Source organism: Ralstonia sp. 25mfcol4.1 (genome assembly GCF_900104095.1).
Classification (GTDB): domain Bacteria; phylum Pseudomonadota; class Gammaproteobacteria; order Burkholderiales; family Burkholderiaceae; genus Cupriavidus.
This window is the reverse complement of sequence record NZ_FNJO01000025.1, coordinates 1-25,372: the sequence shown is the minus strand read 5'-3', so window position 1 is coordinate 25,372 and position 25,372 is coordinate 1. Positions and strand designations below refer to the sequence as shown.

The window sequence follows — 25,372 nt, the reverse complement described above, 5'->3', positions numbered from 1 at the left end:
CATCTCTCCTGAATGATTGACGAGCCGGGCTAGCCGTTACGTTGGTGCTACTGTCTGCCAGCCTGCGCGGGCGAGGCGCCGACGACTTAACGAAGCTTCGACGCTGACAAACGAGCGAATCAGCTCGTTGAATTCTGCCGCGCGCTCTCGGAAGACCAGATTCCCAGCACGATTTATGACGCGCAGATGCGCAGACGGCTGCTTCTCCAGAAGGAGTCCATACAACGCGAATGCGTGTTCGATTGGAACAATCTGATCCTGAAGGCCCCAGATGAGTTGTATCGGCGCCGGGAAACCGACATCTCTGAATTTTGCGAAACAGGCAGATTTCGCCCGCGATATCGAACCCCGCATCGCGACCGCGGCGTCGACCCTCGCGGCCCGGAGCTCTCCAGCCGAAACCGCTTCCTCAAGGAAGTTCCCTTCGCCAATATGCGTCTCGGAGAAAGACATCCGTTCCATTAGCCATCCTTGCCCCTCGCGATTCGAACTTGGACTCGGACATCCGGCGAGGACGAGACTCGAGATTCCGTCACCAGTCGGGGCTGCCCGTGACCCGACAACAGTCACAGAGGAGACACGCGTCGGCAGCGCGAATGCAAGACTCAACGCGATGAGCCCGCCTTCATCGTGACCGACGAGATGAACGGATCCTAGGCATACCGTCTCGACGAACTTACGAGCGTGCTCTGACATCTGCTCCACAGTCGTCACCCGCTCACGGGTGCCGGACGTGTGTCCCATTCCGAGCAGATCTGGTGCAAATACACGAAAGCTCTCCCCCAAAGCAGCAAGATTTCGCTCCCATACCATTGCACTTTGCCGAAAGAGGCCATCGGGCGTTCCTCCGTGGAGGAGGACGATTGTCTCGCCCCCTGCCCCCGCTGTGAGGTACCGGGTTGAAATCCCGTCTAGATCAACATTGCAAGTTTCCAAGACACTCACCAATTGAAGTCTGCAAAGAACTACTCGATTGCCGCGGCGCACTGGGGGACTCAAGCAGGAGTCGTCGGCACCCCGCCCATATCCCACTAGAGCGCGATTCCTTTTGCGAATCGCATCAATAGATCATTGAAGTGTTCGGGGTGTTCGCGAAACGGATGATGACCCGCCTCATTGATGACGGACATGTAGGTACGCCGCTCGTTGGCAGCAATGATTCGGAAGAGCTCCAATCCACGACTAACAGACGCAGTCCGGTCATTCGCGCCCCAGATGACCTGGGTCGGTCGCGAAAGCCCACCTGCAGTCAACCATTGCAGAACCTCGCGCTTGAGTTGCGCCAAGCGTGGCAGAAAGATGCTGTCTTTGACACCGCTCTGCATGATGCGGACGCCCTCCTTGTACTTCGGAAGGTTCAAGACATCAAACCCCGCCTCAACGTACTCCGGTGTGACGGATGCAGCGGAAAATGCCGATCTCTCCATCACCCATCGCTGGCTCTCACGTGTATAGGGTGGATGCGGGCATCCCGCGAGGTTGACGTCTGTCATCCCCACACCTGGCGAGAGCGTGCTGCTATTAATGAGAGTGCAAGTTCGAACAAGGTCTGGTCGACTCTTGGCAATAGCCACGACGGGGAGTGCACCAGCTGACTGACCAACGAGATGTACGTTCTTCAGCCCAAGCTTGTCCAAGAACGCAATCAGGTGGTCAACCACCGCTTGCATCGTAAAGTCATCCTGAAGCGGATTAGCCGTGTAACCTTGGCCGAGCTTCTCCACGGCCACCACGTGGAACGCGCTCGACAGAATCTCGAAGTTCCGGTCCCAGGTCTGCACGACCGAGGTAGCTGTTGGATTCCCGAAATGACCACCGGTAATCAGCAGCATGGGCTCGCCCTCGCCCTTTGCAAAGTACCTAGTTGCAATCCCGTTTACGTCGACCCAGATCGGCTCCACACCCATAGACATATCGCACCCCAAGAGGACTTCTTGCACCACGAAGGTAACTTGCCGCACCACGACTGAGCCATATGACGGGGCATCTGGTAGGGAAGTAACGTTCGCTCTGTTTCAGTCACTCTACTGGAGGCAACGCTTTCGAATAAGGAGGACGGAAACCATAGCCGCTATACGTCAATTGCATAGGAGCCAGGCTCTGGAGGACCAAGGGACACGCGGAAAGCGTCAGATTCAGGGTTTACGCTGTACCGCTGTCGCCGCCCAGCGAGCAAAGGCGAAACAACATCAGTGGAAACCCTCGTTTGCGGTTCGCCGGGGGGAAGGTGCGCCGCCTACCGCCGGGCATCAAGATTTGCGGACCCCCGGCCGTATCACCTGACGCATACGGCCTCCCGCCAAGACGTGTAACGAACAACGCAGACTGTGGCCGAACGTGCGGCACCTTGTAGCATTCACTCAATACGACTGATCGCCGCTAGAATCGAGGCCGCTAAGGACAGCAAAGGTTTGGCGAGCGTGGCCTCGACCTCTTCAACCGTCTGCTGAGTCGAGATGCTGACATTGAGGACGTAGGTGCCATAGCCCTCGATCTGCATAGGCGTCGCAACTGCCACCACCTGCGGCTGCCACGACGCTACACAGTAGCCGTTCTGTCGCACTGACTGAACCGCCAGCTCGATCTCTTTCCGAATAGACAGCCACGCTCGCCCTGGATTGCGACTGGCCATCTCTCGCATCGTAATGTCAAAGTTGGTCTCAGACAGTGTCGCTAGGTAGGCCCGGCCGAGGGAGGTCAGCGCTATAGGAATACGCAAGCCACTGACGATAGTACGAAGCGATTGGCGCCTGCTGTAGCGAAATGACTCCAGGTACACCATGTCGTCATCATCGGCCACCGCTAGGCCGACGTTTAACTTGTGGCGCGTCGCCACCTCTGTCATGAGGGGAGTCGCCACTCTTAAAACAGTAGAGCCATCGCACATCGCGTGCGCCATGCTGAGGACTGGAACTCCGAGCCTGTAAGCGCGGAATTGAGGAACATACTCGAGCATTCCGCTCTCGACCAATGACTGCGTAAGGCGGCTCACCGTCGACCGCGAGAGTCCAGTTCTATCAGAAATCTCGCTATTGCCGAGCATCGACGAACCTGCCCGAAATGCCCGCAAGACTGATATCCCCCGTTCAAGCGACCGGTTTGGCGTAGCCATTCCCTTTCCCGGTTTCACACGGTCTGGATTTGCAATGGTGTTCGTCATGGTGATCCGCCGGCCGATGTGGCTAGTCAAACTGAATGTTTCGTTCCTTCGCGACGCTCTTCCATCGCGCGACTTCCTGGTCGACCGTGATCGTCAAATCTTGCGGCGCACCTACTCTTCCAGTCACTCCCTCCCGCGCAAGACGCTCGCGATAGGGGCCGCTCGCCGAAGCACTCTCAATGGCTTGATAGAGAACCTGGACGATAGCTGGCGACGTTCCCTTCGGAGCAAAGACGCCGTACCAGACGTCAGCGCTATAGCCCTTCACGCCCACTTCGCTGATGGTCGGTACCTCTGGAAACGTGGGCGAACGTTCCGCAGAAGTCACAGCGAGCGCGCGTACGCGGCCATCTCGGATGAGGCCGGCAGAGCTTGCCATAGTGGCAAATGCTGCGTCGATATGGCCTGCGAGAAGGTCGGAAAACTGAGGTGCGGATCCTTTGTACGGTACGTGTATCAGCCTGATGCCAGACATCGCCTGCAGGTACTCGGCAGCCAGATGAACTGAACTTCCGTTGCCAGCTGAGCCATATGTCAGCTTGCCGGGCGAAGCCTTGGCGACCTGCAATAGGTCCTCCATGGATTTCAACCGACTGTCCTTTCGGACAAGCACAACGTTAGGTGCTCGTCCTAGCAACGCGATCGGCTCGAACGCACGCGTACCATCATATGGCAGCTTGGGACCGACACTTGCCACAATCGCGAACGCGCTAGTGGTCAAGAGCAGCGTGTACCCATCAGCCGGACTCTTACTCACTTGGTCCGAGCCCATGATGGACGCCGCGCCTGGCTTGTTCTCGACGATGAATGGCTTACCGAGGCGGCGCGAGAGCTCTTCTCCGAGCGATCTTGCAATGGCATCCGTTCCTCCCCCTGCAGGAAACGGAACAATAATCCGAACGGGCCGCTCCGGATACGCTGCTGCCAGAACGGGCAGCGCCGAGACCGCTATGTAGGCGCAGGCCAGCCTCAAGATATTTCTACGCATATCGTCTCCTCCTTGTCTCTGTTCTATTTCGTTACTATGCGAATTCCACTGCTTTCGAACGGTCCATACTCCAAAGTGTTGAAGCAAGCTTCTCTGCCACGGACTGCCCCAAAACAGGAGAAGCAAGTTCGAGCAGCTTCGCGTCAAGGTCTGCGTCAGTGAGAGGCTCCTCAGGGTCGCCCTTACGATTTGGCTGGAAGTGTTCCGCAAGTTGGCCGTCGACCGTCTCAATGCGGATGTTCGCAGCGCGCTTCCCAGGAAACGCCGCGTCAATTTCCGGATCCACCTCAATGGTCATGCAGTCCATCAATCGGCGAGTTTCGGCGTCAGCAATCCTTTCTGGCGTGTACGCCGCAAGCCGCACACTGCCAAATGCCAAAGCCGTCGCGACGATGTACTTCAGGCTGAACTTCGCCTCGTTCTCGGACTTCGGATTTAGATTGCAGGCGATATCGAGCGCAGGCCGGTATGTCGCTACTTGGATGCGTTTGATTTTGCTGGAATCGATGCCGAGCACGGCCTTCAACGCTAGGGCACCATCAATAGCCGCGAACGTGTGGCCGCAACCAATGTGGTTCTTAAAAGTCAATCGGCAGATATGGAAGTCACTGCCGAGCGTCGCCGCCACCGAGCCCCAGTTTGCCCCATCGGACATAGCCTTACCGAGTCCAGCATCACCATCTAGGACATCCAGCGAACCTGTCGCGTCTGCAGCCGCTGCTTTGGCCGCCAGCAGGCCACCCTCTGCAGCGCGCCCCACATGCAGCGGCTTCGACATGGAGTCCATCCGGAATGCTTGTTGCAGGCCTGCTGAGAATGTCGCGGCCGTCGCTAGCGCGTGAGCCAGTTGGGCCGGAGTGGCACCGTAAATGAAGGCGGCTGCGGACGCGGCACCAAATACTCCGACAGTCGCTGTGTTGTGCCAGTATTTGTAGTGACCTCGACCAAGAGCTACGCCAATTCGAGTGGAGATCTCGTAACCGACGACAATCCCCTTAAGCAGCGTATCTCCAGTGGCGCCTACGTCTTGGGCAGCAGCGATAGCCGCGGCAATCGTAGGTGCGCCAGGGTGATACATGGCGTCCTTGAAACTGTCATCGATCTCAGCGGCATGCGCGGCAGCGCCGTTGATTAACGCCGCAGCCCTGGCGGTCGCGGACCTACCAGATGCCAGCTTTGCGCTACCCTTCCCCAGTTCGTCTTCAAGGACGCGCTCAAGGATCCTAACGGCCTCGTGGCTGATACCTGGATAAACCGCGGCATGCCAATCCACAAGTGCGCGTTTGGCATGGTGGATGGCTTCGGGGGGAAGCGGTGCAGACTGGACCATGGAGTAGAACTTGCCGAAGGCTTCTGTTGCGTACACGTTTAGGCTCCTTGCCCGGCACCAGCCGGACTATGTTCTGTGTCCCGCCAAAACTGCAGCAGGAGTTCATTTACCGATTGACTCGCCTCGTACTGAACCCAGTGCCCCGCTGCCGGAACAACGCACACGCGTGTGTGGCCATTCAGGTATTGCGTATGAGAACGGGGACGGGAGGCGCGGATGATGTCCGGAATATCGGTAGGGATGACTGTGACGTCTGCATCCCCCCAGGCCATGAGAAGCGGACCCTCAAAGCTAAAGATTGCCTTTTGAAGGCCTCCCTTCCGGGAGATGACCTTGCTGCGAAATCGGGTCGATTGGCATGCCGCCATGTGGATTTCTAGCGCCTCGTCGTCCACTTCGGTCCACTCCGCGAACATGAATGTGGCAAGGTTATGCCGCAACGCCTCGGCAAGCGCATCTGCACCCGCAACGCGCCTCCAGTCGACTAGATCGCGCGTCAACCTGCGGGAACCGCCATGTCCGACAGGACCAAGCAACGCGAGGCTTCGAACCCGAAGCGCCAGCAGCTCATGGTGCACAAGATGAGCTGCAGCAAATCCACCAAACGAGAAACCCACCAGGTCGACGCGTCCGTCACAGGTGGGTAGTTGGTCTATCGATTTCGCCAAAAGGCCGACAAATCCGGCCATGTCAGCCACCGGCGAGTCGTCGGAGTCGCCAAACCCTGGCATATCGGGAATCAGCAGCCGGCGTATCCCCGACAACGATTCGATATTCCGAGCCCAGTGTCTCCACGAGCCATGACCGCCATGCAGAAGAATCGCTGGCGGGCCGTCGCCGACGACCCGCCATGCGACTTTGCAGCCGTCCACCGAAGTCGTCAGGACTTCAGGCACCGAGGACTGCGACTGCATCACCGGCCACCACGCCGCGTCCTTGCGGCAGGACAAAGATGGGGTTAATTTCGGCTTCCACCAACTTTTCACCGAGCGAAGCAACCATGCCTGAGAAGGCTACGATGGCATCTGCCAGCGCATCCACATCCGCCTTCGGCCGACCCCGATAGCCCTCCAACAGCGGTGCGGTCTTCAACGAACGGATCATCTCAAGTGCGACAGTCTTCGACAATCCGCGGCCCCGTGGCAGCAGCCGCAGGGTCGTGTCTTCGAAAAGTTCGGCGGTGACACCTCCCATGCCAAGGAGAATGCCGGTACCGAGGGGGTCCCGGTGCATGCCGAGAATAACCTCAACGCCGCCCTTCACCATTTCCTGTACCAGGAAGCGAGTCGGGCGCGTGCCGACCGCTTTCTCGACTTGGTCGCCCATCTGAATCAGACGCTCACCAATTTTAGCTGGGTCCACATTGACAGCCACCCCGCCGACGTCGCTCTTATGGGTGATTTCGCCAGAGAGAATCTTCAGCACCACGCCACCCTCGAACTGCCTGGCGGCAGCGAGAGCTTCCTCTTGGCTCTTCACCACCGTCTCTCGCGTCACTGGCACCCCAAACGCACCAAAGAGTGCTTTGCCGGCAGCCTCATCCAGTGAACCCGAACCAAAGCTGTCAAGGTTGGGAGCTGCCTTCGGTTCGGTTCCGAGATCCTCTGCGGTATTAAACGAGCTGGAGTGCAACATCGCTTGGAAAGCCACGGTGCACGCCTCAGGGGCCGAAAACGCCGGCACTGCGCACTGATTCAAGAGCGACGCCACTTCCGGCGCGTGCGGGCTGACGTATGCGATAACCGGCTTGGCGCTGGTCGGCAAGCAATCGCGAATTGCATTCGCCATCAGGTCGGGCATTGCCAGACTCGACGATCCAACAATCACAGTTACTGCGTCGTAGCTCGGGCTGTCCAGCAGAATGCGAATCGCCGCACGAAGCAGGTCCGGCTGCAGGCCGGCTAACGTAACGTCAATCGGGTTTCGGTCCAGCGCGGCATGATCTCCTTTCTGCAGCGCTCGCAGCTTTTCAGCAGTCTCTTCATCTGGGGCCGGAGTCTCGAAACCAGCGACACCCAGGCTATCCGAAACCAGCGTACCAGCACCGCCTGTAGAGGTGAGGATTGCGATTCGCTTTCCCGCCAGTTTTCGCCCCGTGGAGAGCGCGGCTGGGATATCCAACAGGTCTGCGAAGGACTGCGCACGAATGACGCCCACTTGGTCGAACAACGCCTCATACATTCGGTCCGCACCCGCGAGCGCACCAGTATGCGATACGGCGGCACGCGCGCCGCTCTCCGAACGACCAATCTTGAATGCTACAACGGGCTTGCCAGCGCGAGCCGCCTTAAGTGCAGCACGCCGGAAGGTTTCCGGGTTGCGGATGCTCTCGACATAAAGCGCGATTACCTTGGTGGCCTCATCGTCCGCCAGATAATCGACAAAGTCCGCCAGGTCGAGATCCACCTCGTTGCTCGTCGAAACAAGCTTGGACATACCGATGCCTCGCGCCGCGGCACGTGACAGAAGAGCGCCGAGGATGCCGCCGCTTTGCGAAACAACACCGATGCTGCCGGCCGGAAACTTATCCATCTCCAACGCACCGCTAGCAGACAGCGGAATTCCGTCAGTCAGGTTCACCAGGCCGATCGTGTTCGGGCCGAGCAGCCGCATATTCCCCGCAGCCTCAATCAGCTCAGCTTGACGCCGTGCGCCCTCGGGGCCGGTTTCAGTGTACCCGCTTGCCAGCACAATCGCGGCACCGGCGCCCTTGGCAGCGAGATCGCGAACGGCCAAATGCGCACGCTCAGCGCCAAGCAATACGATACCGACGTCGGGTACCTCAGGCAGGGAAGCTACGTCCGGGTAGCACCGCAGACCATCAATCTCACCAACCTTCGGGTTAATAGGATAGATGGCGCCGGTGAACCCGTGCTTACGGAGATACTGGACCGGCCGACCAGCAGTCTTCGTTGGGTCAGCGGATGCACCGATTACAGCGACGCTACGCGGTGCCACAAGGCGTTGGATTGCATTCATGGCTCAGCCTTTGTCTGCGAGTTTATTCAGGAAAGCCAGCACGGATTCACGGTGTTCAGTGCTGGTGTAGCAGATGCCTTGGGCCTGGCTGCCCTGAGCAAAAATCTGATCTGCCGCCAGTTCGTAGGACTGATTCATGATTGTTTTACCCAGCGCGATTGCAGTCGGCGAACCTTGACTCAGTTCTTTCGCCCATGCCACAGCGTCTTCTAGAAGGCTGTCAGTCTGGCTGACTCGATCGACAATGCCAATCTCCTTAGCCTCTTCAACCGCGACCTTCCGACCGGTAAAGACCAGCTCCTTGGCCTTCGCCAGGCCAACCCGTCGCGGCAGGAAATACATGCCGCCACCATCCGGAATCAGACCACGATTGATGTACGACCACGAGAACGACGCATGTTCGGATGCGATGACAAAGTCGCAGCACAACGCCGTGTCAGCACCCAGACCCGCCGCCGCACCATTGACCGCCGCAATAGTCGGCTTAGGCATGGTGTGGAGCAGCTGTTGGGTGTAGTGCACACGCTGCTGGCGGCTCCAACCGTTGAAACCAACCTCGCCTTGTGGTGCTTCCATCCGGCGCTTCATACCGGATACGTCGCCGCCGGCACAGAAACCCTTACCGTTTCCGGTGATAACCAAAGCCCGCACAGCTTTGTCGGCCGTAATGCGCTCGAGTGCATCGATGAACTCGGTTCGCATGTCGTCACTCATCGCATTGCGCTTCTCGGGACGGTTCAGAGCAATGACAGCAATGCCAGACTCGTACTTCAGTTCGATAAGGGAGTAGTTTTCCATGTTTCAATCCAGTTTTCGTGACGGCAACGCGGTCAGTCAGCCGTGATGTTTGATTCCTTGATGATCTTGCTCCAGCGCTGGCTCTCACCGGCGACATACCGCCCAAAATCCTCAGGTGATCCAGCGCTTACAGTGAGACCTTCCTGTTCAGCACGTTTGCGAAAAGCTTCCGTTTGAACTGCCTTCTTGGCTGCAGCATTCAGGCGTGCGATGACATCCTTCGGCGTGCCTGCCGGCACGAAAAGGCCATACCAGCTGTCGGCGGCGTATCCTGGAACACCGCTTTCGGCGATGGTCGGAACCTTGCTCAGACCGCCCGCCTGTGATCGTTGAGCCGTGGTCACTGCAATCGCGCGGAGCTTCCCGCTCTCAAGGTGCGGCCCTACCGCCGCCGCGGTTGCAAACATCACATCGACCTGCCCACCAAGCAGGTCAGTAATTGCCGGGCCCGCCCCACGATATGGGATATGATTCATGTCTACCTTGGCCAGCTTCTTGAAGAGCTCACCGGCCAAGTGGGCCGATGTGCCCGCGCCTTGCGAGGCGTAGCTGATTCTTCCCGGCTTCGCTTTGGCAGCCGCAATGAGATCTTGAACGGACTTAATCGGACTGTCCGGGCGAACTACCAGCACGTTCGGTGAGCGACCGACGAGCATCACCGGCGCAAAAGCCTTTTCCGTATCGAAGGGCAGCTTCTTGTGAAGGCTCGGGTTGACCGCGTGCGCCAGAGTTGCCATCACCATCGTGTAGCCATCGGGCGCGGCCTTGGCGACCGCATCCGTACCGATGATGGTGCTACCGCCAGGCTTGTTATCCACGATAACGGGCTGGCCCAGATCCTCGCCCATCGTGATTCCCATGGCACGTGCAACCAAGTCCGTACCACCGCCAGGAGCAAACGGAACGACTAGGCGAATCGGCTTATCGGGATAAGCAGCAGACACTGCGGATGGCGCCAGAGCCGCTGCCAGCGGAATCAAAGCGACAGCGATGCTTCGTACGAATGTCGCACGGATGATGTTCATACTTGTCTCCTGTTGACGAATGCTTGTCCGCCCGAGATGAGATACATCTTCTATCTCAGTGCGCTTCTTTGATAGATACAGGTTAGCGACAAGCTTGCGATCGGACATCCCCAAAATTCCATGCAGTGGAATTTACTTCGAACAACAATGGAAGCCGTCGTCGAACAACGCACGCAGGCAAAACAAAAAAAGCCCGGCGGTTGGCACTCCGCCGGGCTAACCCTGCCTCAATTCCTGGAGACTGTACGAAGTCGGACAGGGGGTCATACAATTCAGCTGCGTATTACTCCGGCTTCACGCCCCGTTCCGTGATGAGGCGCGACCACTTCTCACCATCCGAACGGATCCGGGTAGCAAATTCCGAAGGAGACGAAGGTGCCGGAGTCATACCCATGGTCGTGAGACTAGCCTGCACTTCCTTGTTCGCGAGTGTCTTGCGAATAGCAGAATTAAGTTCCTGGACAACCTTCTGTGAGGTTCCAGCTGGTGCCATCACGCCGTACCAGTTCTCAGCGATGACCCCTTTGATACCACTCTCTTCAAGCGTTGGTACGTTGGGAAGATAAGGTAGCCTCGCACTGGTCGTGACGGCGATGGGCTTAAGCTTCTTCCCGGTGATGAACGTTAGTAGACCAGAGGCATCGCCGAAAAAAGCATCAACTTGCCCGCCAATGGTGTCGGTGATTGCCGGCGCTGCACCCTTATAGGCAACGTGCAGGAAGTCCGCGCCCGTCGACGCCTTGAAGAGTTCGATAGCCATATGTGGCATGCTACCGATCCCGGACGAAGCGAGCGAAACCGGCTTGCCCGAGCGACTCAAAGCAACAATGTCTTTTGCCGTCGCGAACTTGGAATTCATGGGAGCAACGATGACCTGCGGCGTGGTCGTCACAAGAGAGACGGGAACCAAGTCCTTCTCAGGCTTATAGGACAGGTTCTTATACAACGCCGGATTGATAACGATTGCGCCGGCGCTGGTCAGAAAAAAGACCGAACCGTCAGCGGGCCCCTTCGTTACCGCGCTGACTGCGATAGCGCCATTTGCACCCGGGCGGTTGTCAATAATGACCGTTCGCTTGAGCTCCACCTCGAGTTGCTTTGCAATGGACCGTGCGAGTGCGTCAGCAGGTCCACCCGCCGGAAACGCGACCACCATCCGGGCGATATCCGTCGCCATTGCAGATTGCGAGCAAAGCGCTGCCATTGCGGAGGCCAAAGCCACCCGCAGGAATGTCCTTCTCATATTACTGTCCCCTCTATAGAAACTCTTGTATCGGTGCCTGTCAGCCGCCGATTGCGCCTTGCGTGTTTACGTACAGGGCGTAGATTGACGTGCACGATGCCATGAAAAGTCGGTTACGGTGGCGACCACCGAAACACAGATTAGCGCATCGTTCAGGAAGGCTAATGTGACCAATAGCCTCACCGTCCGGAGCGAAGATCCGTACTCCGTCAAGCTCAGGAGTACCCATTCCCCAACCGCACCAAAGGTTTCCGTCCACATCTACCCTGAAGCCGTCAGGGGTGCCGGGGCCAGCATCAATCAACACCTTGCTGTCCGTCAGGCTTTCACCGTCGCCGGATACGTTAAAGGCACGAATCCGACGTGGACGGGTGCGGGACTCGATGACGTACAGGAGCTTCTCGTCCGGAGAGAAAGCCAAGCCATTCGGACCGCTTACATCGTCTGCAACCACGCTCAGCGCTCCGGTATGCAGATCAATGCGATAGATTCGCTCGGGAAGCTCGGCTACGGCTTTCTCGCCCTGGTAGAACCCAAGGATGCCAAACGGCGGATCCGTGAACCAGATTGATCCATCCGACTTCACAACCACATCGTTGGGGGAGTTCAGCGGTTTCCCGTCGTACTGGTCCGCCAGAACTGTGATGGAGCCATCGTATTCAGTCCGAGTGACTCGTCGACCGCCGTGTTCGCACGTAATCAGGCGCCCCTGCCTGTCGCGAGTATTCCCGTTGGCGTTGTTAGACGGCTTACGAAAGATAGTTGTGTTGCCCGTTTCCTCGTCCCAGCGCAGAATCCGGTTGTTCGGCACGTCGCTCCAAAGCAGACAGCGTGCATCGCCGAACCACACCGGACCTTCATTCCATCGCCCACCGGTAGCGATGCGGTCAATTGCCGCCAGAGGCAAGTGGTACTTTTCGAACCGATGGCTAAGTGCCTGAATGCGTGCGTCCGGGTAGCGAATGGGCTCAACCGACAAGGATGCGTCCTGCATGATGGTCTCCTCTCTGGGATTGTTATTGATACAAGCTGCTGGGGTTCTCAGATAGAACGGCTCTCAGCATTGCTTCATCACCGACAGCGGAACCAAACCAAGAGAGCAGCGCATCGTCCTTAGGCACAGGGTAGGTCAGGTTCGGGTGGGGCCAGTCCGTTCCCCAAATTGCGCGCTTCGGCGCCGCTTCGAGGAGGCGCTGCAACACCGTTTTTGCCTCCGCCGCGTCCAGCCGACCCTTAGTAATACGGTCAACTCCGGAAACCTTAATCCATACGTTCTCCTGGCGAAGCAGCGTGCAGACGTCATCAAGGCAGGCAGCCAGGTCTGGCGCGTCAACGGCGAGGCGAGCCATGTGGTCTATGACGAGCTTGACGCCGTAGTGGCCAGCGGCATCCACGGCCGCAATAACGTTCTTGGGCTCTCCGTGGATCAGTGCGTGCCAACCATACGGTCGGATGCGCTCAACAAGCGCTCGCACCTTTCCCGCATCAAACGAGTTGCCCAGATGGCTCATCAAACCAATCCGAATCCCCTTGACGCCGCGAGTCGCCATCATCGCGAGCTTCTCATCCGAGATGTCAGGCGAAATGACGGCGATACCTCGATACGTCCCTTTGCTAGCATCCAGAGCTGTCAGCAACGCGCAATGATTCGACCCATAGTTCGCTGCCTGGACAATGACACCGTGGGTGATGCCTATCGATTTGTGTACGGCTCGCAGGGCATCGAATGGTGCTGCCTCGGGAACGTAGAGCGCTTCCTTCGGGAGCGGATACCGGTCATACGGGCCATAGATATGGGTGTGGCAATCCCACACCGGAGTGGAAACCGACATACTTTCCCTGCCTTCAATCATTTAGTTCGCCGTAGCGCCAGTCTCTTTGACAACCTTCGTCCAACGGACGTATTCCTTGTGGATGAGCTCGTGATACTGCGCAGGCGTACCGCCGGTGGGATCCGCACCTTGTGCTTGCAGAGCCTTCACGACTTCCGGCGACTTGAGAGTCTGGTTCAGTTCGCGATTCAGTCGCTCGACGACCGGCGTCGGAGCGCCTGCCGGCGCTACGATGCCTTGCCATGTCCCCGAGTCAAATCCAGGGATTACGGTTTCCGCCAAGGTTGGAACATCAGGCAAAACCGACACTCTCTTCGACGTCGTGGCTGCAATTGCGCGGAGCTTTCCATCTTTGATGAATGGCAGGACTGCGTTCAAGCTTCCCGACATCATGAAATCAATACGGCCAGCCAGAAGGTCGGGCAGTGCCGCCGCGTTGCCCTTGTACGGCACGTGGTTGAACTTCGTCTTCGTCTTGTCGGCGAACACCGCACTCGTGAGGTGATCAATGGTGCCGTTACCTGACGATCCAAAATTCAGCTGACCTGGCTTGTCCTTCAGCAATTTGATAAAGTCCGCCGGTGTCTTAACCGGGGACGCCGAGTTCACGATGAGGACGAGCGGCACATTCGCTGCGTAACCGACCGGCGCGAAAATCTGGTCCGGATTCAGCTTCGGAAGGTTGAACAGCGCAGGAGAGATCGCGATCGAGGAGCTGTTATAGAGCAGCGTATACCCGTCGGCCGGCGACTTTGCTACAAATTCCGCCGCAATGTTGCCACCCGCGCCTGGACGGTTATCGACGATAATTTGCTGCCCCAGCCGAGAACTCATGTCTTTCGCAATGACGCGAGCGATGATATCAGTGGGACCTCCAGCCGAGAACGCCACCACCAGCCGGATCGGTTTGTCCGGATAAGCCCCAGCGGCTACGGCGGGCCATGCTACGACCCCCAGTACAGCAGCAGCCACCAGGCCGAGCGACCGACGACGCGTCACGCGAAAACTTGACTTCATTGCGACTCCTAGACTTCTCTTGCTCTGTAATTTGGGATTCGGGGCTAGTCGCAGCGAACGCTCATACCACCGTCGACAACGATCTCAGTGCCGGTAACGAACCGAGCTTCGTCCGAGGCCAGGAAGAGCGCCGCGTTTGCTGTGTCGCGACCATCGCCCATAAAGCCAAGGGGAATTCGAGCCTGACGTTGCGCCAGCAGCGAATCGACGTCGCCGCCGGCACGCTGGCCCGCAAGACGCGCCTCAACCATCGGCGTGTGCATCTGACCAGGAACAACCGTGTTCACGCGAACGTTCTTCTTTGCATATTCGACTGCGACCACGCGAGAGAACTGGATGATGGCGGCCTTGGCCGATGCGTAACCCACTTGAGCAGCCCCAGTCCAGCGGATACCCGACGTCGACGCGGTATTCACGATGGCGCCGCTGCCCTGCTTTTCCATGTGCGGCAGCACGTGCTTGCACGTCAGGAAGACGCTCTTCAGGTTGAAGTTAAGTTGACGATCCCAGTCTTCTTCACTCAGTTGAACTGGGCCACCCTTCGCGGACCCTCCAACGTTGTTGACCAGGATGTCCACGCGACCAAATCGCTCAACACAGGCCTCAACCATGGCTGCGACGGCTGCAGAGTCAGTCACATCGCAGAGATGCGATGCAAACTCTCCACCAACGGCTGCCAGGCGGTCCAAGGTTTCCACCATCGGATCTTGGTTCTTGTCCACCGCGAAGACCTTCGCGCCTTCTTCAGCGAAACGCACTGCCACAGCACGACCATTACCCCAACCCGGACCAACACAACCTGCACCGGTGACGATGACGACTTTTCCTTCCAGACGACCAGCCATTCTGAATACCTCTATCTGTTGATTCGCAAACGAAGTTAATTGGGGATCTCCGAGCCGTTAGGCTTTCTGGAGCTCCGGCGCGCTCCCATCGGGAGGCACGACGCCAAACACGTTGATGGTCATGGAGATCAGCGTGTAGTACCCAGCGACGCCCACCAGGTCTACGACCATATCCTTGCCAAGGACATCAAGTGCGCGCTGGTAGAGCGCATCCGAGACATTGCGCGTAGCGTGGAGCTCAGTAATGAAGTCGTAGACGACTGCTTCATCGGCGAGCGAAAACTCCGGCGTCTTTCCAACGCGAATCGCTTCGACCACGTCGGACGGCACGCCAGCCTTCAGCGCGATAGGCTTGTGGGCCCACCACTCGAACTCAGCCATCCAAGTCCGGGCCATTACAAGAATGGCAAGCTCGGACAGTCGCGGCGGCAGGGCCGAGTCATAACGGCAGTACTGGCCAAGTGCTTGGGCGCGGCTGGCAAGACCTGCGCGGTGCAGCCACATGGCCAGCGGGCCACGTACTTGGCCACGTGGACCGGATGCGATAGCGTCGTACACCTCTCGCTGTTCCGGCGACAGTTCTTCAGGCTTGAGTGGCTGGAGACGTTCCATGGTGCTTGTGTTCCGAAGTGAGAATGAACCGGAACACCGCACCGGGCGCCGCCATCGATGAGTATCGATGTGCCGCCAGGTAAGGCTTGTCTCCGTTTCATTTTTGGTTTGATGGCTATATTTTGGGTGGACCGATCGATAGCGTCCAATACAAATTTCGGAAGAGACTAATTCCCGATTAGAATAAGTTAGACCAATCGACACCCTCGTGCTGCGATGCAGCACCTCCTCCAAATGCTCGAACTCAGGACTCTCCGCCTTTTTCTAGTGCTCGCCGAGGAACTCCATTTCGGCCGCGCCGCGCAAAGGCTCTCGATATCCCAACCACCGCTGACAAAGCATATCCAGCAGTTGGAGGAAGATTTAGGCGTGCAACTTTTCGACCGCAACCGACGTACTGTCAAGCTGACACCCGCAGGCTCGGCGCTGGTGCGCGAAGCACGCCGCATGCTGAACCAGCTTGATGCAACGGTAGAGGCGGTCAAGAAGGCAGAACACGGCGACATCGGCTACCTTCGCATTGGTTTTGTAGCGGCTGTCCTCTACATGAACATCGAGAACATTGTCAGGAAGTTCGAGAAAGACATCGGTGAGATTGACCTGACCTGGGAGGAAATCAGCACAGCGGAGCAAGTAGACGCCTTGCAACGCGACCGGATTGATCTTGGATTCGCCCAAATAGGGACACCACCTGCTGAGTTGCGCGCCCACGTCGTTCACAAGGAGCGTCTGGTTGCCGCGTTACCGGACGACCACCCTGCGGCAAAGCGTAGGAAGATCGACCTTTTCCAGCTAGCAGATGTCCCTTTCGTCACAATTCCGCGAGACAGTGCACCCGCGTACTTCGACCTCGTTACCGCCACGTGCGTGCAAGCTGGATTCAGCCCCCACATCCGCCACTATGCCAAGCACCTGCTTTCCGTGGTCAGCCTAGTAGGCTTGGGACGAGGGTTCGCTCTTGTCCCTGCGACGCTTGCTAAAGCTTCCTTGCCCGGCGTAGCACTGAGAGAGCTAAACGATGTCTCAGCCGTGGCGGAGTACTCTGCAATTTGGAACCCCACGAACCAATCGCCGGTACTGCTGCGGGCTTTGAAGGCACTCGGAGTTCGGGACCTGGACAGTTCAGCTACCTAGTTTCGGGGAACGGCCAAGCTAAGGATGTCCTTGACGGGCGTCGTGCTCAGCTTTCCAAAAGCAGCGATCAACTCGTCTCCTTGCGCCGGTGACAAGGCAGACTCTGTCAATGCCCTGAACTTCGCAAAAATGGCCGCCGGGCGCTCAGGATTCTCCGCTGAGCCTGACGGATTAGTTCGGTTCGCCCGTACGCGCCTACCATCCCGAGACTCAAGCTCCACCCATCCGCAGAAGCTCGCCGGATACAGCGCATCGAGCTGGGGATCGCGGACGATCTCCATTGCGTTGGCAAGTGCGACAACCTCCGGGTCAGACAGCCGCTTGTCGTCAAACTGGGGAGGGAGGACCTGTCCATCGATAAGGGCCACGGCTAAGCTGTAGCGTCCGCTCATCTGGGCGTTCAGCACGCTTCCCGGCTCATAGCTGTAACCGCACTGCACGTCCACGACAGTAGGCATACCGACCCTGATACTCCCATGGCGAGACCACTTTTCCCTCAGCTGAAGGGCGCAGTCCACGTGCGAGTGCGCACTGCCACAGCAGGCATACGGCTTGAAATTTGTCCGCGGCATACGCCACTCCCGGCCCAAGCCTTTGAGGATTTCGCCCGGTCTAGGATCATCCGAAAACGCCTTCAACCAGCCGCCATCTTCGGTCTCGAACAGCTTTCCTGGCCCCGTGAGTCCGCGCGCCGCCAGCTCGGCAGACATCACGCCAGCATGAGCCCCGCGACCCGGATGGAAGCGCTTCGAGTCTGAACCATCGCATGCGAATGCGAAGAGGCCACCTGATTGGGTACCGGCGAGGCCGAGTGCCCAAGAGGTCCGTAGAGCGTCGAGGCCGAGCATGACCGCCGAAGCCGCCGCAGCACCCAGAGGTGCGCACACGGCAGTCATGTGCCACCCCTTCATGCGGGCAAGCGCAGGCTGCAAAGCGAGGGAGCAGCGGATCATCGTCTCGTAGCCCACGGCGATTGCGGTTTCCACCCGCTCGGGTTCTACATCGTGCAGTTCTGCCAAAGCGAAGACTGCCGGCAACACAACAGCGCCGAGATGGACCTTTGCGTTGTGAAAATCGTCCAGCTCGTACGCGTGAGCCGCTGCGCCATTCACAAGAGCGGCATCGGCTGCGCGATATAGCGGCGTCGAACTGCCCCACGCGCGCGCTCCGTTGACACGCGGAACCTGACTGCCGTCGGCAGCCCAACCTGCGATGGCTTTTGACCACGGTTGGTCATGGCCAGTAAGTCCAGCCCCAAAAGTGTCGAGAGACAGCAAGCCGACGGCCTCTCTTACCTCCGCCGGCAGGTCGGCATTCGTTACGCTAGAAATCCATGACGCAAGCGATGTTGTAATGGCAACATCAGGCCGGTCGAGATAGGCAGTCATTTCTACTTCAATCAATCTGAATGTTGGCCGCCTTGACGATGGCGGATACTTTGGTAAGGTCGGAGTTAATCAAAGCCTTGAACTGCTCTGGGGTCGATTGCACCGGTTCGAACGACATATCGGAGAACCGAGCCTTCACTGCGGGATCTTGAACTGCTTTGTTGATTTCTCGCGAAAGACGTTGCGTGATGTCCGCCGGCAGGTTCGCCGGGCCCCAGATGCCGTACCACGACAGCAATTCAAAACCTGGCAGCCCACTCTCCGCTACCGTCGGGACATTGGGAAGTTGAGGAATCCGCTTGCTGCTGGTGACCGCGAGAACCTTCAACCGTCCCCCCTTCACGAATGGATACACACCAGGCATTGGGGATACGGCAGCTGTCACATGGCCCCCCATTACGTCATTGAGCTGGGGAACTGCTCCCTTGTAGGACACAATTTCCATTTCGAGCTTGAACGAGTGGCGAATCATCTCTTCAGTAAGATGACTGGTAGTGCCTAGCCCGGATGTTGCCCAGGTGTAGGCTTTCGGCTTCGCCTTCGCGAGCTGTACAAGTTCGCGCAGAGAGTTTGCAGGAACATTCGGATTCGCGACCACCAGCAGCGGTACGTGGCCAATTTGACCAATCGCGGTATAGTCCTTGATCGCGTCATACGGTGCGTTCTTTGCAACCAGAGGTAGATAGACTTGGCTAGAGGCGTTGAAGAGAAGCGTATAGCCATCCGACTGAGCCTTGGCAACCGCTTCCGATCCGATCATCCCTGACGCGCCTGGGCGGTTCTCCACAATAATGGGTTGCCCCATCTGACGCTGCAGTTGCGCCGCGACCAGCCGGCCAACCGTATCGATGGATCCGCCGGGGGTGTAGGGAATCACCATCTTGATGGGCCGATTCGGGTAGTCCCCCGCCGCATGCGAGGACAGGCCGATTGCCATCGACAGGGCACCAGCAAGGCCGGTGACGACACGTCGCGTGCTAAATCCAAATACCGCCATGGAAGTCTCCTCCTAAGTGTTCTTATGCTGCTGGCCGGTCGTGAGCACCGACCGCGCATGCAGCCCACTTTAAGAATCGCCCCGCCAAGCGTCCAATACTGATTGCCTCCATGAGTTATAGGGCTGACGAATCAGACAGGCCTCACGTCTTCCCTAGCATCCAAAGAATGCACTTCGAGCTATCCTTACGCTGGGAAACACAAGGGAAGTCGGATGGAACTGCGCCAATTGCTCTACTTCGTCACTGTTGCTGACGAACTGAACTTCAGCAAAGCTGCGGTGCGACTGCATATGTCTCAACCTCCTCTGTCTCAGCAAATCAAGGCGCTGGAAGACGAGATTGGCGTAGAACTCTTCACCCGCAACCGAAGGGAAGTCAGGCTCACCGACGCAGGGCGCGCCTTTCAATCCGACTGCCGCTCAGTTCTCGAGCAAGTGCGGGTTGCAGTATCCACGGCACGCCGTACCGCAGCGGGTGACATAGGTACCCTTCAGATCGGGATGGTCACCTCCGGTATCTATCACGTGTTACCGACGATCCTTAAACGTATGGGCGAAAGCTTTCCGGGTCTGCATATCGCGGTAACCGACATAGGCTCAGCTGACCAGGTGCACGCCGTCATGCAGGGAAAGCTTGATATCGGCGTCGTCCACTCAGTTCCTACGCGAGCAGGTCTCGAAAAGGCCCCTATTTTCACTGAGCACTTTTCGATCGTCGTGCCAGAGGGACATGAGTTCACGACGAAGTCGGACCTCACGATCCGAGATTTAGAGGGTATGCCTTTGGTTGCTTTTTCCCGCGACCATGCGCCGGCTCTTTTTGACGCCATGATTGCATCGTGTCTGGATGCAGGCTTCAGTCCGACTATCGCGCATACAGCGCGTAATCCTCTGACAACCTTTCAGATGGTCAGACTCGGGTTAGGGGTTGCTCTCGTACCTCGCTCGTACGCTCGCGCAGGAATGCCCGGAGTCGTCTTTCGTGAAATTGAAGAAACTGCCGGGCATATTCAGCTCTATGCCATATGGCGCGAGCAAGGACCAGGGGAACTCGTGCGCAAGGTCCTTGCCACCGTTATGAGGGAGCCAATAATTAGCTGACGGGGGTCGCAGGGCTTTCGGCCGCAGCGTAACGCCCCTTGAGGTATCCAACAATTGCCTCGGCCACTTCGTCCAGACGCTCTGGCAACAGTGCATGGGCAGCATTACGAATTGTATGATTCGTGACCTGTTCGCCCAAATACTCGCTGAGGACATTCGCGTACCGCTGAGGCGCAATGACGTCATACTCCGCCTGGACGTTAAAGATTGGCTTGCCACCGCCAGCGAAGAAGTCGTCTACAGGCGTCCGTTTCTGAGCGAAGGTCTGCATCGCCATCAGTTCAGTGTTCCAGCCTGACAACCAACTGGTTGGATCGTTACCCGGCGCGAAGAACACTGCTTTCAGGCTTTCGAGACGGACGTCATCAGGAAGGCTCAGATTTCCGCATTGTTCGATCTTTGCACGAATCTCCGCAGGAATAGGTACCGCATCGACCCCGCGAGGCACCTTGCCGGCAGAGCCTGCTAGCAGCACAAGTGAACTGACTAAGTGCGGATAGTCGCTGGCAGTTGTCCGAGCAATCCAGTTTCCGTGGGCGTGTCCGACGATGACCACCGGTACCTGACCGGAGTGTTCGATCACGGCGGCGATATCGGCAGCCCAATCGTGCAGCGTCTTGTTTTCGAGGGGACCAGTGCTCCGACCGTTCCCCCTAGGTTCAGGACAGAGCACACGATAACCGGCACCCACCAACGGCTCAGCAAGTTCGAGCATGTCCATCGCACCACGACCAAGCGATGGCAACAGCACGACTACGGGACCCTTCCCCGTGGCATATACCTCGATAGAGACCTCGTCGTCGCGACGAACATCGTAACGCTGCACCGACGCCGGCAGCGCGTCGTGCGACGCCTTCTGACAGTCAACTTGCATACTTACCTCTTCAGTGGTGGGCGATCAGACATCGCAGAAAAAGACACTCCACAAAACTGTACCGAGAGGGCAACGCAATATCCAATATGGATTCTGACTGAGAGTTATAGCGGGCACGTTGCTGCGCCCTTCTTGTGTCGTTAGTCCGGCTTCACACCAAGCTTCGTGACGATCCCGGTCCAAGTCGTGACTTCGCGAGAAATCAACTCGCCGAATTGCTGCGGCGTACCTCCTGCGGGCGCTGCACCATCCGTGGAGAACTTCGTCGCCGTCTCAGGCATGGCGAGAATACGGTTCACCTCTGTATTCAATCGTTTCACCACGTCCGCCGGCATGCCTTTCGGTCCGATCAGACCGTACCAGAGCGTTACGTCGTAGTTCGGCAGCCCGCTTTCCGCGACCGTCGGGACCTCAGGGAGCGCCTTCAGCCGCTGTTTAGATGTCACAGCATAGGCTCGCAACTGTCCAGATTTGATGAGGGGTAGCGCGCTGGCGCTTGCTGCAAAGTAGATGTCGACTTGCTTTGCGAGGACGTCGTTAAGCGCTGCGCCGCCGCCCTTGTATGGTACGTGTCGAAGCGGCACCTTTCCATCTGCTCCAAAGCGCTCACCCGCTAGGTGGATTACGCTCCCCGAACCCGACGAGGCAAACGTCAAACCACCAGGCTTAGTCTTGGACAGCGCCAGCACCTCCGCCACGCTATGCGCCGGTAGGTCGGGGTTCGACACAAGAATCAGTGGCCCGGCCGAGACTTGCGAAATTGGCGTAATGTCACGAACCGGATCAAACTTCAGCTTGTAGAGGCTAGGATTTACCGTGTAGCTCGACGAGATAAGCGTCACTGTGTAACCGTCAGGCTGAGCCGCAAGACCGGCGTTAACGCCAATCTGCCCGCCTGCGCCAGGCCGATTCTCAACGATGACCGGCTGGCCCATTGCCCGTGACAGCTTGTCGGCGACGTACCGTCCCACGATGTCGGCACCCCCGCCCGGCACATAAGTGACAATCATCCGAATTGGCTTAGTCGGATACCCTGCTGCAAGCAGAGAAGTTGGAGCAAGGGCAAGAGTCGCGAGAATGGTCGCGACAAGGCCGCGGCAACGGGCCATGAGGCAGTCTCCTGAGTGGTTATTGTGAAGTGTTTCGCGTGGATGATGCCGGAAAGAGATCGCAAAGACCAATACCGTTGGGGAAACACTATGATTCCACTTTGCTAATTCACCGTGGCGTCGTGGTTGCCCAACTTAGTCCCGAGCACCCCAAAAAAGAAGGCGAACCGCCATCGCTGTTTGCCTCTTCCTGACTAAGACCGGCTAACAAAACCATGTCATCGCCACATGGCGGTTGAGCGTTGCCATGTGTCATGGCACGAAAGAAGATCAATAACGAGTTGTGGAAGGCATTGCAGCCGCTGCTGCCGATGGTGGAACCCTCTCCCAAAGGTGGCCGCCCCAGAGTGGACGACCGGGCAGCGCTGAACGGCATCCTGTTCGTATTGCAGACCGGCATCCCATGGGAGGACTTGCCGCAGGAACTGGGCTTCGGTAGCGGCATGACCTGCTGGCGTCGCCTCCGCGACTGGCAGGCCAGCGGCATATGGGAGCGCCTGCACCTGGCCCTGCTGACACGCTTGCGTGAGCATGACCAGATCGATTGGACTCGGGCGAGCATCGATGGCGCAGCGGTGGCCAGCCCCCCGGGGGGCCAGCAGACTGGCCCTAACCCCACGGATCGCGGCAAACTTGGCAGCAAACGACATCTCGTCGTAGACCGACGCGGTGTCCCGTTGGCGATGGCGGTGACGGGGGCGAACCGGCACGACTCCATTGTGTTCGAAGACTTGGTCGATGCAATACCCGCGGTGCCTGGTCTGTCTGGCCGACCTCGGAGCCGCCCCGAGAAGCTCCACACCGACAAGGGGTACGACTTCGCACGCTGCCGTCGCCATCTGCACAAGCGAGGCATCATCCCTCGCATCGCCCGCCGCGGCATCGAGACGAATGACCGTCTTGGCAAGCATCGCTGGGTTGTGGAGCGCACGCATGCTTGGCTCGCAGGCTTCGGCAAGCTGCGCATTCGCTTCGAACGTCGCCTCGATATCCATCTCGGCCTGCTCAAACTCGCTTGCGCCATCATCTGCTCACGATTCGTTGAGGAGTTTTGTTAGCCGGTCTAAGCCACAAGCCCGTTAAAATTTGTGCCGCAGTCCCATTACTGCGCCAAACTGATTTTTCCCCGGGACAACACTAGTGGGCGCTCCCGAGCGGGAGTTGTATCCCACCAAGCCAAGTTGCGAGCCGTTCTTGTTTCGGGTGAATCCCATATTGAGGTACGCATCCGTGCGCTTCGAAAAGGCGTAGTCGGCTGACGCGACAAACATCACCGGGTCGGCTCCGGAATGCCGGTCATCGGTGTAGTAGACGGCTCCGCTGAGCGTCACAGGACCTGTCGGCGAATACCGAACGCCCGCCCAATATAGATTTGAGCGTGCGGGTGCCGTCGAACTGACGTTGCCGTTCAGCCAGCGGTACCCAGCGAATGCTTTGATGCTCCCGAAATCGTAGGTCGCACCCGTCAGGACGCGTCGGTCGGTCTGATCTGCCGTGCCGACAGTTGTCCCTTGCGACTGGTCGTACACGACACCAACAGACAGGTTGCCCGTATCATATGTCAGCGCGCCACTCATTTCACGATCCACTTTCGGGTTGCCCGGAATCTCACCGGCGCCAGTCCGCGCAAAGCTGTAGAACGCCGAAGCCGTGACCCCGCCAAACTTGACCCGATACTTGATGGCGTTGTCTGCACGGCCTGCGATGGCATCGTCATTGCGGTACAACGAATACCTGGGCGCAAACGCCATCGGATCAAGTTGCAGACCAACATCGTAGACGAGGGTCGCTTGCCGACCGAGGGTAACCGTCCCTAAATCTTTGCTTGCGAGACCCACGAGAGCAACGCGGTCGAAAAGCTTGCCATTTGCTCCGTTCTGATTACCCGTATCGAGCGAGATACCAGACTCTAATTCGAACAGCGCCTTCAGGCCGGCGCCCAAATCCTCGGCTCCGCGCATGCCCCAACGGGAGGTAGACATATTCCCCGAACTCACTCGCACAGCATTGGAGCCGCTGGACGACGCGGATGGAACGTGCGTAGCGAACTCAACACCGACATCGGCGACACCATACAAAGTGACATTGCTTTGCGCCGACGCCACGCTAGCAAACGATGCAAGCGCGACGCCTGCAGATACAGCTACTTTCCTCATTCTGTCCTCTCCTCTTCCTCTGTGAAAAACTCGTGCTGGCCGCCTTCAGGCGGCGATCTGCCAAGCGACGCGGTATGACTCGGCGTGCTTCACAACACCCTGTCGTGCTCATTCGGGGAAAATTCTTTGCGAGACGGCTGCCGACCTTGAGGGAGGCCGATTGTCTGTGCTGTCTAGATATCCAGCGTGCAAACTGCGCTCTGCTTGTGGACAGCGCGCAGTTATGAGCGGATGAGGGCGTCTAGGCTTCTGCGGTCAGCAGCGACAGGCCCAGTCCGGCGCGGCGCCACAGCCACGGGCTCGGACGGTAACGCATGTCGCCGGTCAGGCGGTTCATGTTGCGCAGCACTTCCAGGATCACAGCGGCGCCGATCGTGTCGCCCAGCGCCAGCGGACCCTTCGGATACCCCAGGCCGAGGTTCACGGCCAGGTCGATATCGGTCGGCGTGGCGATGCGCTGCTGCGCGATGTCGCTGGCGATGTTCACGATGCAGCCGATGATGCGCTGGGCGATGAAGCCTGCCGAATCGCGGATCACGGTCACGGGCACGCCATCGCTGGCGAACAGGCCGTGGGCGGCGTCGCGGGCCGCGGCGCTGGTGGCCGGCGTGGTCATCAGCGTGCGGCGCTTGGTGGCTTCAAAGGGCAGCAGCGTGTCGATGGCCACCACGCGCGTGGCGTCCAGGCCTTCTTCCAGCGCGGCGGTGGTGGCGTCCAGGCCCAGCGGCGTGACCACGATCAGCGCATCGGCGGAAGGCTGGTTGCCCGCTTCGACGGTCACGCC

24 protein-coding genes are annotated in these 25,372 nt (G+C 58.4%); 3 read left to right on the top strand and 21 right to left on the bottom strand.

What is annotated here, in order from left to right:
• Window positions 1-36: 36 nt before the first annotated feature.
• The 15 genes from BLQ58_RS27375 to BLQ58_RS27305 form a co-directional block, all read right to left on the bottom strand.
• Complete coding sequence (locus tag BLQ58_RS27375; RefSeq protein WP_302847677.1) at window positions 37-945, bottom strand: alpha/beta fold hydrolase; 909 nt, start codon at window positions 943-945, stop codon at window positions 37-39.
• Window positions 946-1,031: 86 nt separating this feature from the next.
• A complete protein-coding gene (locus BLQ58_RS27370; RefSeq protein WP_175460026.1) occupies window positions 1,032-1,832 on the bottom strand; it encodes an alpha/beta fold hydrolase in 801 nt (266 codons plus the stop codon).
• Between the two features lie 524 nt (window positions 1,833-2,356).
• The gene (locus BLQ58_RS27365; protein WP_029051664.1) at window positions 2,357-3,160 is read right to left on the bottom strand and encodes an IclR family transcriptional regulator; all 804 of its coding nucleotides are present in this window, start codon (window positions 3,158-3,160) and stop codon (window positions 2,357-2,359) included.
• Between the two features lie 22 nt (window positions 3,161-3,182).
• A complete protein-coding gene (locus BLQ58_RS27360; protein ID WP_029051663.1) occupies window positions 3,183-4,148 on the bottom strand; it encodes a Bug family tripartite tricarboxylate transporter substrate binding protein in 966 nt (321 codons plus the stop codon).
• A 34-nt stretch (window positions 4,149-4,182) separates the two neighbouring features.
• Window positions 4,183-5,514 carry an MmgE/PrpD family protein gene (locus tag BLQ58_RS27355; protein WP_092603520.1) on the bottom strand — a complete coding sequence of 444 codons (1,332 nt, stop codon included), beginning with the start codon at window positions 5,512-5,514 and terminating at the stop codon, window positions 4,183-4,185.
• 2 nt (window positions 5,515-5,516) lie between these two features.
• Complete coding sequence (locus tag BLQ58_RS27350; RefSeq protein ID WP_049815996.1) at window positions 5,517-6,392, bottom strand: alpha/beta fold hydrolase; 876 nt, start codon at window positions 6,390-6,392, stop codon at window positions 5,517-5,519.
• Window positions 6,367-8,457 (bottom strand): acetate--CoA ligase family protein, encoded by a 2,091-nt coding sequence (locus BLQ58_RS27345; RefSeq protein ID WP_092603518.1) that lies wholly within the window; start codon window positions 8,455-8,457, stop codon window positions 6,367-6,369. The genes BLQ58_RS27350 and BLQ58_RS27345 overlap by 26 nt, the downstream gene beginning before the upstream one ends.
• Window positions 8,458-8,460: 3 nt before the next feature.
• Entirely contained in the window at window positions 8,461-9,255 is a 795-nt protein-coding gene (locus BLQ58_RS27340) for an enoyl-CoA hydratase/isomerase family protein (protein ID WP_029051423.1), read from the bottom strand.
• Between the two features lie 32 nt (window positions 9,256-9,287).
• The gene (locus BLQ58_RS27335) at window positions 9,288-10,280 is read right to left on the bottom strand and encodes a tripartite tricarboxylate transporter substrate binding protein (protein ID WP_029051424.1); all 993 of its coding nucleotides are present in this window, start codon (window positions 10,278-10,280) and stop codon (window positions 9,288-9,290) included.
• A gap of 283 nt (window positions 10,281-10,563) precedes the next feature.
• A complete protein-coding gene (locus tag BLQ58_RS27330) occupies window positions 10,564-11,523 on the bottom strand; it encodes a Bug family tripartite tricarboxylate transporter substrate binding protein (RefSeq protein ID WP_029051425.1) in 960 nt (319 codons plus the stop codon).
• Window positions 11,524-11,563: 40 nt separating this feature from the next.
• The gene (locus BLQ58_RS27325; protein ID WP_029051426.1) at window positions 11,564-12,517 is read right to left on the bottom strand and encodes an SMP-30/gluconolactonase/LRE family protein; all 954 of its coding nucleotides are present in this window, start codon (window positions 12,515-12,517) and stop codon (window positions 11,564-11,566) included.
• 22 nt (window positions 12,518-12,539) lie between these two features.
• On the bottom strand, window positions 12,540-13,376 hold the full coding sequence (locus BLQ58_RS27320) for an amidohydrolase family protein (RefSeq protein WP_092603516.1): 837 nt from the start codon (window positions 13,374-13,376) through the stop codon (window positions 12,540-12,542).
• A complete protein-coding gene (locus BLQ58_RS27315) occupies window positions 13,377-14,372 on the bottom strand; it encodes a Bug family tripartite tricarboxylate transporter substrate binding protein (RefSeq protein WP_029051428.1) in 996 nt (331 codons plus the stop codon). It lies immediately after the preceding gene.
• A 44-nt stretch (window positions 14,373-14,416) separates the two neighbouring features.
• Window positions 14,417-15,217: an SDR family NAD(P)-dependent oxidoreductase gene (locus BLQ58_RS27310; protein ID WP_029051429.1), complete on the bottom strand. Its 801-nt coding sequence runs from the start codon at window positions 15,215-15,217 to the stop codon at window positions 14,417-14,419.
• Window positions 15,218-15,274: 57 nt separating this feature from the next.
• Window positions 15,275-15,829, bottom strand: coding sequence for a carboxymuconolactone decarboxylase family protein (locus BLQ58_RS27305; protein ID WP_029051430.1), 555 nt, complete (start codon window positions 15,827-15,829; stop codon window positions 15,275-15,277).
• Window positions 15,830-16,063: 234 nt separating this feature from the next.
• Here BLQ58_RS27305 and BLQ58_RS27300 point away from each other — a divergent pair, with 234 nt between their 5' ends.
• Window positions 16,064-16,963: a LysR family transcriptional regulator gene (locus BLQ58_RS27300; RefSeq protein ID WP_049815945.1), complete on the top strand. Its 900-nt coding sequence runs from the start codon at window positions 16,064-16,066 to the stop codon at window positions 16,961-16,963.
• Here BLQ58_RS27300 and BLQ58_RS27295 read toward each other — a convergent pair.
• Both BLQ58_RS27295 and BLQ58_RS27290 read right to left on the bottom strand, forming a co-directional pair.
• A complete protein-coding gene (locus BLQ58_RS27295) occupies window positions 16,960-18,351 on the bottom strand; it encodes an MmgE/PrpD family protein (RefSeq protein WP_092603514.1) in 1,392 nt (463 codons plus the stop codon). The genes BLQ58_RS27300 and BLQ58_RS27295 overlap by 4 nt on opposite strands.
• Window positions 18,352-18,358: 7 nt before the next feature.
• Window positions 18,359-19,348, bottom strand: coding sequence for a Bug family tripartite tricarboxylate transporter substrate binding protein (locus tag BLQ58_RS27290; RefSeq protein WP_092603512.1), 990 nt, complete (start codon window positions 19,346-19,348; stop codon window positions 18,359-18,361).
• Between the two features lie 213 nt (window positions 19,349-19,561).
• Here BLQ58_RS27290 and BLQ58_RS27285 point away from each other — a divergent pair, with 213 nt between their 5' ends.
• Entirely contained in the window at window positions 19,562-20,449 is an 888-nt protein-coding gene (locus tag BLQ58_RS27285) for a LysR family transcriptional regulator (protein ID WP_029051633.1), read from the top strand.
• On the opposite strand, the gene BLQ58_RS27280 is transcribed toward BLQ58_RS27285, so the two are convergent.
• Both BLQ58_RS27280 and BLQ58_RS27275 read right to left on the bottom strand, forming a co-directional pair.
• On the bottom strand, window positions 20,442-21,323 hold the full coding sequence (locus BLQ58_RS27280; RefSeq protein ID WP_049815988.1) for an alpha/beta fold hydrolase: 882 nt from the start codon (window positions 21,321-21,323) through the stop codon (window positions 20,442-20,444). The two genes, BLQ58_RS27285 and BLQ58_RS27280, sit on opposite strands and share 8 nt — an antisense overlap.
• A 140-nt stretch (window positions 21,324-21,463) precedes the next feature.
• Window positions 21,464-22,432, bottom strand: a complete 969-nt coding sequence (locus BLQ58_RS27275; RefSeq protein WP_092603510.1) for a Bug family tripartite tricarboxylate transporter substrate binding protein — start codon at window positions 22,430-22,432, stop codon at window positions 21,464-21,466.
• Window positions 22,433-22,686: 254 nt separating this feature from the next.
• Here BLQ58_RS27275 and BLQ58_RS27270 point away from each other — a divergent pair, with 254 nt between their 5' ends.
• Window positions 22,687-23,490 carry an IS5 family transposase gene (locus tag BLQ58_RS27270; protein ID WP_092603508.1) on the top strand — a complete coding sequence of 268 codons (804 nt, stop codon included), beginning with the start codon at window positions 22,687-22,689 and terminating at the stop codon, window positions 23,488-23,490.
• A gap of 21 nt (window positions 23,491-23,511) precedes the next feature.
• On the opposite strand, the gene BLQ58_RS27265 is transcribed toward BLQ58_RS27270, so the two are convergent.
• Window positions 23,512-24,588, bottom strand: coding sequence for a porin (locus BLQ58_RS27265; protein WP_029051642.1), 1,077 nt, complete (start codon window positions 24,586-24,588; stop codon window positions 23,512-23,514).
• 241 nt (window positions 24,589-24,829) lie between these two features.
• A partial coding sequence (locus BLQ58_RS27260; RefSeq protein WP_254776209.1) for a 3-hydroxyacyl-CoA dehydrogenase family protein occupies window positions 24,830-25,372 on the bottom strand: 543 nt, incomplete at its 5' end.